This window comes from Lentibacter algarum (assembly GCF_018860975.1).
Classification (GTDB): Bacteria; Pseudomonadota; Alphaproteobacteria; order Rhodobacterales; family Rhodobacteraceae; genus Lentibacter; species Lentibacter algarum_A.
On sequence record NZ_JAHKQI010000005.1, the window covers coordinates 584,215 to 596,496 of the forward strand.

The following is a 12,282-nucleotide window of genomic DNA, read 5'->3' on the forward strand; positions in this document are numbered from 1 at the left end:
ATGTAGAGGCAGATTTGTAAAAGGAATCACCCATGTCGCTTAGCCCCAAACGAATCCCTGCTGATTTGCTGCCCATCATGGATGCGCTGACCCGCATTGGCCGTGATGTCGCCGGCATTATTGCGCGGGGTGCATTGGGCGACAGCCTGAGTGTCGAAGTCGGCGAAAACAGTGACGGAGACGGGCAAAAGGCGCTTGACGTGATGGCCGACGAGCTTTTTGAAGCAGCGCTGCGCGAGACGGCTGTGAAGTATTATGCTTCCGAAGAGCAGGAGGTTGTGCTTGATCTTGGTGAAGGCAAATACGCGCTGGCGATTGATCCGCTGGATGGCTCCTCCAACATTGATGTGAACGTCTCTATCGGCACTATCTTTTCCATTTTTGAAGCCAAGGACGGTGCGGAGGAGAGCTTTCTGAGGCCCGCCCATGAGCAGGTTGCTGGCGGCTACATCGTGTTTGGCCCGCAAACCGGTATGGCGGTGACGTTCGGCGACGGCGTGCTGATCTATGCGATGGACCCTGCGAGCGGCGAGTTTTTGCTGGTTGAAGAAGACAAACAGATAGTGCCGAGCAGCAAGGAGTTTGCGATTAACGCGAGCAACCGTCGGCACTGGGTGAAGGGTGCGCGCAGCTACATCGAGGAATGTGAAGCAGGCGAGACCGGCAGTAAGGGCAAGAACATGAACATGCGCTGGGTCGGCAGCCTTGTGGCCGAGGCGCACCGGATTTTGACCCGAGGCGGCGTGTTTCTTTACCCGGCTGACGAGCGCAAAGGCTACGAGAACGGGCGGCTGCGGATGACCTACGAATGCGCGCCGATTGCGTTTTTGATCGAGCAGGCAGGCGGTGAGGCACATGACGGTGTGACGCGAATACTCGACAAGACTGCACCCGAGCTGCACGCACGCACGCCGCTGGTGTTTGGCTCGGTTGAGGAAGTGCGCAGTGTGAAGGCCCACTACGAGGCTTGAGAATTACAGCTCAGGCATGATAGTGCCTGCGCTAACTTTACAAACAAACATCACGAGGTTCCGATGGCTCTTATTACGCTCCGCCAACTGCTCGATCATGCTGCCGAAAACGACTACGGCGTGCCGGCTTTTAACGTTAACAACATGGAGCAGGGGCTGGCCATTATGCGCGCCGCCGAGAAGGCCAACGCACCGGTGATTATGCAAGCTTCACGCGGGGCGCGGGCCTATGCGGGTGATGTGATGCTGGCACATATCATCAAGGCGCTGAGCGAGATGTTTCCGGCGATACCGCTGTGCATGCACCAAGACCACGGCAACAACGAAGCGACGTGCCTTTCGGCGGTGAAGCACGGCTTTACTTCGGTGATGATGGACGGCTCGCTTGAAGCGGATATGAAGACGCCTGCGGACTGGGATTACAACGTTGATATCACCGCGCGGGTCGCCAAGATGGCGCATTGGGTTGGGGCCTCGGTTGAGGGCGAACTCGGTGTTTTGGGCAGCCTTGAGACAGGGCAAGCGGCGGAGGAAGACGGCTCTGGCGCGGTAGGAAAGTTGAGCGAAGACCAGCTTTTGACCGACCCTGACGAGGCAGCGGAGTTTGTGAAGTTGACGCAAGTTGACGCTTTGGCGATTGCTTGTGGCACCTCGCACGGGGCTTACAAGTTCTCGAAAAAACCAACCGGTGAAACGCTGGCGATCAAGCGGATCGAAGAGATCCATGCCAAGATACCCAATGTGCATTTGGTGATGCACGGATCGTCAAGCGTGCCGCAGTATTTGCAAGACCTTATCAATGAATATGGCGGGGACATGCCGCAAACGTATGGCGTGCCTGTGGAAGAGATCGAACGCGGCATCAAGTCGGGTGTGCGCAAGGTGAACATCGACACTGATAACCGCATGGCGATCACCGGAACTTGGCGCAAAATTGCCAAGGAAATGCCTGCCGAGTTTGATCCGCGCAAGTTTATGATCCCTGCGATGGAGGCTATGCAAAAAGTCTGCCTTGACCGTTTCGAGCGCTTCGGAACCGCCGGACAAGCGAGCAAAATGACGCCTGTTTCGATGGACGATATGGCGGCGCGCTATGCCAGCGGTGCACTTGATGTTTGATCGTTCCATCAAGATTGCGCCGTCGATTTTGAGCGCTGATTTTGCCAACTTCGGGCAGGAAATTCAGGCGATCGAGGCGCAGGGTGCTGACTGGGTGCATGTGGATGTGATGGACGGGCATTTTGTGCCCAACCTCACCTTCGGGCCGATGGCTGTAAAGGCGTTTCGCCCGCATGTGAAAACGGTGATGGACGTGCATTTGATGATCTCTCCGGTGGATCAATACATCGACGCATATGCTGACGCTGGCGCTGATGTTTTGACCGCGCATATCGAGGCCGGGCCGCATATTCACCGCACGTTGCAAGCCATTCGCGGGGCGGGAATGAAGGCCGGTGTTGCGCTTAACCCGGGCACGCCGGCGGAGGCCGTTGAGCACTTGCTGGAGCTGACTGATCTTATCTGTGTGATGACGGTAAACCCCGGATTTGGCGGGCAAAAATACATTGATATGACAGCCAAGGTGCGCAAGTTGCGGGCGATGATCGGTGACCGAGACGTGCATGTCGAGATCGACGGTGGCATGGATGTGAACACCGCACCGCTGATGGCTGAAGCGGGGGCCGATGTGCTGGTCGCGGGGTCGGCTGTTTTCCGTGGTGGCTCGGTTGATACGCCCGAGGTTTATGGCGAGAACATTCGCAACATTCGGGCGGCTGCTGAAGGCGCAGCTTAACGGGTCTTGAACAGTGTTGCTTTGCTCAGCATAGTGCGGGAGTTAGGAGCACTCTCATGAATATTGCCACACGACTAAGCGAAGAAATAGACGCGCGGCGCGATGATCTGATCGCGTTGTGTCAGGATTTGATAAAGATTCCGACATTGAACCCGCCCGGTGAGAATTATCGCGAGATATGTGACTATCTTGATCGCAGATTGTTAAGAAGTGGTTTCCACACAGAACTGATCCGCGCCAAGGGGGCGATTGGCGACACCGACAAATACCCGCGCTGGAACATTGTTGCCCGCAAGGAAGGTGCGCGCGCGGGGGAGTGTGTGCATTTCAACAGCCATATCGACATTGTTGAGGTTGGCCGCGGTTGGACGACCGACCCCTTCGGCGGCGAAGTGATCGACGGCAAGATCTATGGGCGCGGAGCCTGCGACATGAAGGGCGGCCTTGCTTCCTCCATCATCGCGGCGGAGGCTTTCATTGCGGTTTGCCCTGATTTTCAAGGCGCTATCGAGATTTCCGGCACGGCGGATGAGGAATCCGGCGGCTTTGGCGGGGTGGCTTATCTGGCGGAGAAGGGCTTCTTTAACCCCGAAAAAGTGCAGCATGTGATCATCCCCGAACCGCTCGGGCACGACAGAATTTGCCTTGGTCACAGGGGTGTTTGGTGGGCCGAGATCGAGACATATGGCGAGATCGCGCATGGCTCGATGCCGTTTCTGGGCGATTGTGCTGTCAGGCATATGGGTGCGGTTATGACCGAGATGGAGCGCACGCTTTTCCCTGCCTTGGCGAAGAAACGCACGGATATGCCTGTGGTGCCCGACGGAGCCAAGCAAAGCACGATGAACATCAACTCCGTTCACGGCGGCGAGAACGAGCAACCGGAAGATTATACTGGTTTGCCAAGCCCTTGCGTGCCGGACAGTTGCCGGATGGTGATCGACCGGAGGTTTCTGATCGAGGAAGATATCGACGAGGTTCAGGAGGAAATCCACGGGTTGTTGCGGCATGTGCAGGAAGGCCGCGAGAACTTCACTTATGACGTGCGCGAGTTGCAACGGGTGCTGCCAACGATGACCGAAAAGAGCGCGCCTGTAGTGCAATCTGTCGCGAAAGCGATTGGCGAAGTCATGGGCAAGGAGGCGGAATATGTTGTGTCTCCAGGGACTTACGACCAAAAACATATTGACCGTATCGGGCGTTTGAAAAACTGTATCGCCTATGGGCCAGGGATTTTGGACCTTGCGCATAAGCCGGATGAATATGTCGGAATCGACGAAATGGTGCAAAGCGCACAGGTTATGGCGCGCAGCCTGTTTGATCTGCTGGGCGGCGGCAGCGAACGGTCGGGTTGACGCCTCGTTGAACTCACAAAGCCCTCTGTGACTTGCGTGCATACTGCAGTGCATATGGCAGTGCATAATGCGTGCAGACGGGCTTGAGCCCGCGTTGCTCGAGAAATTGTCTTAACGCGGCGTGCGGTGCAGAGGGAGCGCGCTGCCCTTCGGGGCAAGAAAAGCTTGAAGACTCAGGGCTTTGCAGGGCAGACTTGCAAAAAGGGCTGCGATGACGGCCGGTTGAAATGGAGAACTGCCATGAAATTTATGACGAAACTGAGCACGGTCAGCGCTTTGGCGATGACGGTTGCGAGCGGAGCACTTGCTGCGGGCGACATGACTGTGGCGCTGCAACTCGAGCCGCCGCATCTTGACCCGACGAGCGCCGCAGCCGGCGCGATTGATAGTGTTCTTTACGCCAACGTCTTTGAAGGCCTGACACGGTTTACGTCGGACGGGAGCATCATTCCGGGCCTCGCGAAGAGCTGGGAAATCTCGGAAGACGGGCTGACGTATACGTTCATGCTCGCTGAGGGTGTAACCTTCCATGATGGCACGACGATGGACGCAGAAGATGTGAAGTTCAGCCTTGATCGCGCGCGTGCCGAGGACAGCGCCAATGCCCAGAAAGCGCTTTACGCGGGCATTACCTCGGTTGATGTGGTTGACCCGCTGACAGTGAAGCTGACTCTCGCCGAGCCGAACGGCTCGATGCTGTTCAACCTCGCTTGGGGTGACGCTGTTATCGTGGCTCCAGAGAGCATTGAGGGCATCAAGCAGCAGCCTGTTGGCACCGGCGCTTTCAAGTTTGGAAGCTGGGTGCAGGGTGACAGCATCACGCTTGAGAAGAACGACGCATACTGGGGCACGCCTGCGGTGCTTGATAATGTGACCTTCAAGTTTATCTCCGACCCGAGCGCGGCTTTCGCCGCTGTTATGGCCGAGGATGTTGATGTGTTCTCGGGCTACCCGGCGCCAGAGAACGTGCCGCAGTTTGAGGCTGATGCGCGTTTTCAGGTGCTGATCGTGGACACCGAAGGCGAGACCATCCTGAGCACCAACAACAAGATGCCGCCGTTTGACAATGTGATGGTGCGCAAGGCGATGTCACATGCGATTGACCGTCAGGCTATTATTGACGGAGCGATGTTTGGCCTTGGCACGCCGATCGGCACGCATTTTGCGCCGCACCACCCTGACTATGTTGATCTGACGGCTGGGAGCAATTATGACCCCGAGCTGGCCAAGAAGATGCTTGCCGAGGCGGGCTATGCTGACGGCTTCAAGACGACACTGAAGCTGCCGCCGCCCTCTTATGCGCGCCGTGGCGGTGAGATCATTGCTGCACAGTTGCGCGAAGTTGGCATTGAGGCCGAGATCAGCAACCTTGAGTGGGCGCAGTGGCTTGAGCAAGTGTTCAAGGGCAAGGATTTTGGCCTGACGATTGTCAGCCACACCGAGCCGATGGACATCGGCATTTATGCGCGGCCTGACTATTACTTCCAGTATGACAAGCCGGAGTTTCAGGCTTTGAACACCTCGCTGGAAGCCGAGGCCGATCCTGCCAAGCGCAAGGAGCTGGCTGTAGCGATGCAAAAGATGATCGCCGAGGACGCAGTGAACGGCTACCTGTTCCAGCTTGCTGTTCCGACGATCGCCAAGGCCGGTGTTGTTGGCCTTTGGGAAAGTGCGCCAACGCAGGCGACAGACATGACAGCGGTTCACTGGAAAGAGTGAGGCCAAAAGCCAGCGCCTGCTTGATTGGCGGGCGCTGGATTTGAACTTTTACACAAAGACAAAACATGGGGTTTAGGAGCGCATGCTGAGGTTTGTTCTCAAGCGGTTGGTGTCGCTCTGGCTGTCACTGGTGGTTGCCAGTGTGGTGATCTTCCTGTTTGTCGAGGTCGTTCCGGGCGATCCGGCGGCTTATATGCTCGGGATGAATGCGCAGGAAGACACGCTCAATGCCTTGCGTGAGCAGCTTGGGCTGAATGGCAGTTTGCTGGAGCGGTATCTGAGCTGGGTTGGCGGGATGTTGCGCGGTGATTTTGGCACCTCTTATACGTACCGAACGCCTGTGAGCGAGATGATCGGCGAGCGCATGTGGATTTCGCTGCCGCTGGCGGTGTTTGCTTTGGCGCTGAGCACTTTGATAGCGTTTCCGGCGGGGATCTGGGCGGCGAGCAAGCGCGGCAGCATTGCTGATGTGAGCGTGATGAGTCTGACGCAGCTTGGCGTGGCGATCCCCAACTTCTGGTTTGCGATGCTAATGGTGCTGCTGTTTGCCGTGAACCTGCGCTGGTTTAGTGCTGGCGGTTTTGCGGGCTGGGACGTTGGGTTTTTGCCTGCGATGAAGAGCCTGACGTTGCCTGCCGTGGCGCTGGCTTTGCCGCAGGCGAGTATTCTTGCGCGGGTGATGCGCAGCTCGCTGTTGGATACTTTGGGCGAAGATTACATCAGAACGGCGCGGGCCAAGGGGCTGAGCCGGCGGCAAGCCTTGTGGAAGCACGCGCTCAGGAATGCGTTGATCCCTGTGCTGACGATCATTGGTTTGCAGTTTTCCTTTCTCATGGCGGGGGCGATCATCATTGAGAATGTGTTCTTTTTGCCGGGGCTAGGGCGGCTGGTGTTTCAGTCGATCTCGGCGCGGGATTTGATTGTTGTCGAGAGCGTGGTGATGCTGCTCGTTTTCGCGGTGATCTTGGTGAACTTCTTGGTTGATGTGGCCTATGCGCTGGTTGATCCGCGCTTGCGGGTGCGGTCATGAACCGCGCTTTGATCATCGGGGCGGTGCTGAGCGGGGCGTTTGCTTTGGCGGCGCTGATCAGTTTTGTTTGGGTGCCATATGATGTCACGGGTGTAGACATTGCCAACCGTTTGAAGGCGCCGAGCTTGGGGCATCTGTTTGGCACAGATCATTTCGGGCGTGATATTTTCAGCATGATCATGGTGGGGGCGCGCACGTCGATTGCTGTGGCTGTTGTGGCTGTTGGCATTGGCATGCTTATTGGCATTCCACTCGGGCTGGCAGCGGCGGCGCGGAAAGGCTCATTGCTCGATGAGTTGATCATGCGCGGCAATGACTTGGTGTTTGCCTTCCCGAGTCTGTTGATTGCGATCATGATCACGGCGGTGTTTGGCGCCAGTGCTGTGAACGCGATTGTCGCGATCGGGATATTCAACATTCCGGTGTTTGCGCGGCTGGTGCGCGGTGCGGCTTTGAGTCTTTGGACAAAGGACTATGTGCTTGCGGCACGGGTGTCGGGCAAGGGTGCGGCGCGGATCAGCTTCGAGCATATCCTGCCGAATGTGACCAACTTGTTGATCGTGCAGGGAACGATCCAGTTCTCGCTTGGCATCCTGGCCGAGGCCGGCTTGTCTTATGTTGGCCTTGGCGCGCAACCGCCGACGCCGAGTTGGGGCCGGATGCTGGCCGAAAGCCAGACGATGTTCAGCTTTGCGCCGCATTTGGCGATCTTTCCGGGGTTGGCGATATTGCTGACAGTGCTGGGGCTGAACCTGATGGGGGACGGGCTGCGCGATGTGCTTGACCCTCGCTTGCGGAGGGCGCGGCGATGAGTTTGCTGAAGATCGAGAACCTGAGCTTGAGTATTTACGGCACGCCGATTTTGAAGGGTGTGAGCCTGAGCATCGAGGCGGGGCAGATTGTCGGGATCATCGGCGAGAGCGGCTCGGGAAAGTCGATGACGGCGCTGTCGGTGATGCAGCTTTTGCCCGAGGGTAGCACGGCGACGGGGCGTGTTTGCCTTAGTGGAAACGAGATGCTGGAACTGCCTGAGGCCAGGCTTTGCGGGCTGCGCGGCGATGAAGTCGGCATGGTGTTTCAAGAGCCGATGACGGCGCTCAACCCCATCCAGCCGATCGGCGCGCAAGTGGCCGAGACGATCTTGATCCATCAGAATGTCAGCCGTGCGGAGGCGATGAAGCGCGCGCGTGAGGCGCTTAACCGCTGTGAGTTGCCGGAGGACAAGTTCCCGATGAGCCGCTATCCGCATGAGCTTTCGGGGGGGCAGAGGCAGCGGGTTGTGATCGCGATGGCGATTGCATTGCAGCCTAAACTTTTGATCGCGGATGAGCCGACGACGGCGCTTGACGTGACGACGCAGGCCGAGGTGCTCGCGCTGCTCAAGCGGTTGACCCGCGAGGACGGTATGGGGCTGATGCTGATCACCCATGACCTTGCTGTCGTTGCGGATATGGCCGATGAGATCGTGATCATGCGGCATGGCGAGGTTGTTGAAAGCGGCCCGTGCCCCGAGCTGTTTGACACCATGCAGCACCCTTACTCGCTGGCGCTCTTGAAGGCGTCTGACCACCAGCCGGAGCGCGAAGAGCACAGCGGCACGGCGCCACTATTGAGCGTGCAGAATGTTGTGCGCGACTATGCTTTACCGCGTGAAAAGCTGTTTGCCGGCCAACAGTATTTTCGGGCTGTGAAAGGCGTGAGCTTTGACATCAGACGCGGTGAGAGCCTCGGGCTTGTTGGCGAAAGCGGCTGCGGAAAATCTACGCTTACGCGGGCGATTTTGGGGTTGGAGCAGGTGCAGAGCGGCAGCATCATGCTTGACGGTGAGCCGGTGTTTGCGGGCAAGAAGCCCAACCGCGATGTGCGGCGCAAAATGCAGGTTGTTTTTCAAGACCCCTACGGCAGCTTCAACCCGCGCTGGAAAGTGTCGCGGCTGGTGGCGGAACCGTTTCATTTGCTCGATGATGCACCGGTTGGCCGGGCGCGTGAAGCGGCGATTGCCGAGGCGCTAGAAAGCGTCGGGCTGAGCGCCGGTGATGCCGATAAATATGTGCACGAGTTTTCGGGTGGGCAAAGGCAGCGGATCGCGATTGCGCGAGCACTGATTATCAAGCCGGAGCTTATTATTCTCGACGAAGCCGTGAGTGCGCTCGATGTCAGTATCAGGGCGCAGATAATTGACCTTCTGGCAGACCTTGGCACGCAGCTCGGGCTGACGTATCTGTTCATCAGCCACGACTTGAGCGTGGTGCGAAATGTGACGGATCGTTGCCTTGTGATGCAGCACGGCGAGATCGTTGAAGAGGGTGTGACAGCGGATGTTTTCGAGCGGCCGCAGCATGCTTATACGAAACAACTTATAGCGGCGGTGCCGACATTGCCGACCCAAGAGGAGCCAGCGTGATGAGCCTAGATGACCTGTGGTTTGACCCGAGCAAATGTTTGATTGATGGGGAGTGGATTGCGCCTGCGAGCGGCAAAACCCTTCCGTTGGTAAACCCCTCTGACGGCACGCAGATCGGCGAGATTGCCCGCGGCGGGCAAGCCGATATTGATGCCGCCGTCGAGGCAGCGCGGCGGGCCTATGACAGCACTTGGAGCCGTGTTCCGGCGGCAGAGCGGGGGCGCATTCTGGCCAAACTCGGGCGCTTGGTTGAGGCCAAGGTTGACGCGCTTGGGCGGCTTGAAGCGCTGGATGTTGGCAAGCCGCTTAAACAGGCACGGGCTGATGCTGTTGCCTTGGCGCGTTACTGCGAGTTTTACGGTGGTGCGGCAGATAAGTTGATGGGCGATAGCATACCTTATCTGGACGGCTACACAGTTTACACCCTGCGCGAGCCGCACGGCGTGACAGCGCATATCGTGCCTTGGAACTACCCTATGCAGATCATCGGGCGGTCTGTCGGGGCTGCCTTGGCTGCGGGCAACTGCTGTGTGCTCAAACCCGCCGAAGACGCGTGCCTCACGGCGCTGGCTTTTGCGGATATGGCCAAGGAAGCGGGCCTGCCTGACGGGGTGCTGAATGTGGTTCCGGGCTTGGGCTCGGAGGCCGGCGCGGCGCTGTCGGAGCATGACGGGATTGACCACATTTCTTTCACCGGATCAGTCGCCACGGGCAGCATGATTCAGGCCTCGGCGGCGCGGCATGTGAAGCCTGTGACACTGGAACTTGGCGGCAAGAGCCCGCAGCTTGTCTTTGATGATGCAAACCTTGACACAGCGCTGCCGTTTCTGGTGAACGCGGGTATCCAGAATGCGGGGCAGACGTGTTCGGCGAGTTCACGCATTCTTGTTCAGCGCGCAGTTTACGACGAGGTCGTTGCGCGCATGGCGGAGCGTTACGGACAGCTGCAAGTCGGACAGGCGATGAGCGACCTGGACCTCGGGCCGCTGATCAGCGCCAAGCAAAAGGGGCTGGTTGAGGGTTTCATCGGGCAGGGTGCCGACCTGGAGACTGCCGCGCGCGGTGTGTTGAATGATGCGCCGGAGGGCGGCAACTATGTGCTGCCGACGTTGTTTGCAGGGGTTAAGCCCGCGCATGCATTGGCGCGTGACGAAGTGTTCGGCCCTGTGCAGGTTATTATCCCGTTTGACGATGAGGCCGAGGCGATCAGCATTGCCAACGGCACGGACTACGGCCTTGTTGCTTCGATCTGGAGCGAGAACGGCGCGCGGCAAATGCGGGCGGCGAAGGCGATACGTGCGGGGCAGGTGTTTATCAACAACTACGGCGCGGGCGGCGGTGTTGAGCTGCCGTTCGGCGGCATCGGAAAGAGCGGACACGGGCGCGAAAAAGGCTTTGAGGCGCTCTATGGCTTTACCACGCTCAAGACCGTTGCGGCGCTGCACGGTTAGGTGGGAACAAGATGAACAGGCTCATGACAGTGCGGGCAGTTATTCTCACCGGGTTGATGCTGGTGGGCACGCTGGCCTTTGCAGCGCCAAGCCGCGATGACGTGATCGACTTTTTGGGGCGTGTTTACACCGAAGAAGGCCTGCGCCGGGAGCTTACGGGCCACGGCTTTCGCGGAGAGAACCTTGCGCTTTCTATGGCGCATGTCAGGCGGGTTATGAACGACCGCGTGGTAACAGGCGCGATTGCAGACAGGCTGATCGCTGCCGGGCAGGGCAAGCTTGAGCCGACTGGCTCTGCAGACGGGTTTTTGATGCCAATCGTCGAGCGCGGGCTGACACGGCTGCCAGCACCGGAGCTGAGCTATTACTACAAGGTCGAGGCGACGGTGTTTAAAGCCCTGCCCACGCGCGAATGCGGGCTTGAACTGAAGGGGCGTTTGCACCCGGCTGCGATGAGCCACCTGGCGGCGAATGCAACCTCGAAGTTGAACACGCCAGCGCTGAAGGAATACTACCGGATTGTGCACAAGGCGGCGCGGCTCGGAGCGACACGCAAGCCGGTGCAGCTCGGTCAGGCCGAGCAGGCGAAACGTGGCAAAAGGCTGTTTGCGGCGATGCAAGCCGAAGCGGCAAAACGCAGCAATGGTGCTGCGCTGATGCGTGCCTATGAGAACGAATGGAAAGTGAGCAATGCCGTCGCCTGCGAGGCTGGTTTGCTGCTGTTTGATACGATTTTGACGCTGCCTGCGGGTGAGCGACACCGAATGCTGGTGATGATCAGCCAATAGAGGAGAAGGTTATGAGACTAGAAGGAAAAACAGCGATTGTGACCGGAGCCGCGAGCGGTTTTGGCGCTGGAATTGCCCGCAAGTTTGCCGCCGAGGGCGCGCAGGTGATGGTTGTGGATATGAATCACGACGGGGCGATGGGCGTGGCCGGAGACCTTGATCACGGCGCGTTCGGGCATGTGTGCAATGTCGGCGATGCAGCGCAGGTGAAAGAGACTGTCGAGACGGCGCTACGGATCATGGGCGGCGTTGATATTCTGGTGAACAACGCTGGTGTGACGCATTTGCCCAAACCTATGGAGACGGTTGACGAAGACGAGTTTGACCGTGTTTTCGCGGTCAACTGCAAGTCGATCTATCTGTTTGCCAAGGAGCTTGCTCCGGCGATGAAGACCCGCGGCAGCGGTGTGATTGTCAATGTGGCCTCGACGGCGGCTGTGAGCCCACGGCCGAACCTGAGCTGGTATAACGCGTCAAAGGGCTGGGTGAACACGGCAACCAAAGCTATGGCAGTTGAGCTGGCGCCGATGGGCGTGCGGGTAAATGCGCTGAACCCGGTTGCGGGCGAGACGCCGTTGCTCAAGAGCTTTATGGGCGAGGACACGCCGGAAGTTCGCGCCAAGTTTTTAGCGACGATCCCGCTTGGGCGGTTTTCGACGCCTGAGGACCTTGGCAATGCGGCGTGTTTTCTGGCCAGCGACGAGGCGAGCATGATCACAGGTGTTTGCATGGAAGTTGACGGCGGGCGGGTGATCTGATTTCGACCCAA

General features: G+C 58.4%; 11 protein-coding genes. All 11 read left to right on the top strand.

The window, feature by feature from the left end; genetic code table 11:
• The first annotated feature begins 32 nt into the window (after positions 1-32).
• The 11 genes from KO498_RS07050 to KO498_RS07100 all read left to right on the top strand — a co-directional run bounded on the left by KO498_RS07050 (position 33) and on the right by KO498_RS07100 (position 12,271).
• Positions 33-971, top strand: coding sequence for a class 1 fructose-bisphosphatase (locus tag KO498_RS07050; RefSeq protein WP_215959167.1), 939 nt, complete (start codon positions 33-35; stop codon positions 969-971).
• Positions 972-1,034: 63 nt separating this feature from the next.
• Positions 1,035-2,090 carry a class II fructose-bisphosphate aldolase gene (fba, locus tag KO498_RS07055; protein WP_215959168.1) on the top strand — a complete coding sequence of 352 codons (1,056 nt, stop codon included), beginning with the start codon at positions 1,035-1,037 and terminating at the stop codon, positions 2,088-2,090.
• Positions 2,080-2,766 (top strand): ribulose-phosphate 3-epimerase, encoded by a 687-nt coding sequence (gene rpe, locus KO498_RS07060; RefSeq protein WP_215959433.1) that lies wholly within the window; start codon positions 2,080-2,082, stop codon positions 2,764-2,766. The genes fba and rpe overlap by 11 nt, the downstream gene beginning before the upstream one ends.
• A 56-nt stretch (positions 2,767-2,822) precedes the next feature.
• Positions 2,823-4,121: an acetylornithine deacetylase/succinyl-diaminopimelate desuccinylase family protein gene (locus tag KO498_RS07065; protein ID WP_215959169.1), complete on the top strand. Its 1,299-nt coding sequence runs from the start codon at positions 2,823-2,825 to the stop codon at positions 4,119-4,121.
• 240 nt (positions 4,122-4,361) lie between these two features.
• Positions 4,362-5,840, top strand: a complete 1,479-nt coding sequence (locus tag KO498_RS07070; protein ID WP_215959170.1) for an ABC transporter substrate-binding protein — start codon at positions 4,362-4,364, stop codon at positions 5,838-5,840.
• 82 nt (positions 5,841-5,922) lie between these two features.
• Positions 5,923-6,870 (top strand): ABC transporter permease, encoded by a 948-nt coding sequence (locus KO498_RS07075; RefSeq protein ID WP_215959171.1) that lies wholly within the window; start codon positions 5,923-5,925, stop codon positions 6,868-6,870.
• On the top strand, positions 6,867-7,682 hold the full coding sequence (locus KO498_RS07080) for an ABC transporter permease (protein WP_215959172.1): 816 nt from the start codon (positions 6,867-6,869) through the stop codon (positions 7,680-7,682). Before KO498_RS07075 ends, KO498_RS07080 begins: the two co-directional genes overlap by 4 nt.
• Complete coding sequence (locus tag KO498_RS07085) at positions 7,679-9,274, top strand: ABC transporter ATP-binding protein (protein WP_215959173.1); 1,596 nt, start codon at positions 7,679-7,681, stop codon at positions 9,272-9,274. Before KO498_RS07080 ends, KO498_RS07085 begins: the two co-directional genes overlap by 4 nt.
• Complete coding sequence (locus KO498_RS07090; RefSeq protein WP_215959174.1) at positions 9,274-10,725, top strand: aldehyde dehydrogenase family protein; 1,452 nt, start codon at positions 9,274-9,276, stop codon at positions 10,723-10,725. The genes KO498_RS07085 and KO498_RS07090 overlap by 1 nt, the downstream gene beginning before the upstream one ends.
• Before the next feature lie 11 nt (positions 10,726-10,736).
• The gene (locus KO498_RS07095) at positions 10,737-11,513 is read left to right on the top strand and encodes a hypothetical protein (RefSeq protein ID WP_215959175.1); all 777 of its coding nucleotides are present in this window, start codon (positions 10,737-10,739) and stop codon (positions 11,511-11,513) included.
• 11 nt (positions 11,514-11,524) lie between these two features.
• A complete protein-coding gene (locus KO498_RS07100) occupies positions 11,525-12,271 on the top strand; it encodes an SDR family oxidoreductase (protein ID WP_215959176.1) in 747 nt (248 codons plus the stop codon).
• Positions 12,272-12,282 lie beyond the last annotated feature (11 nt).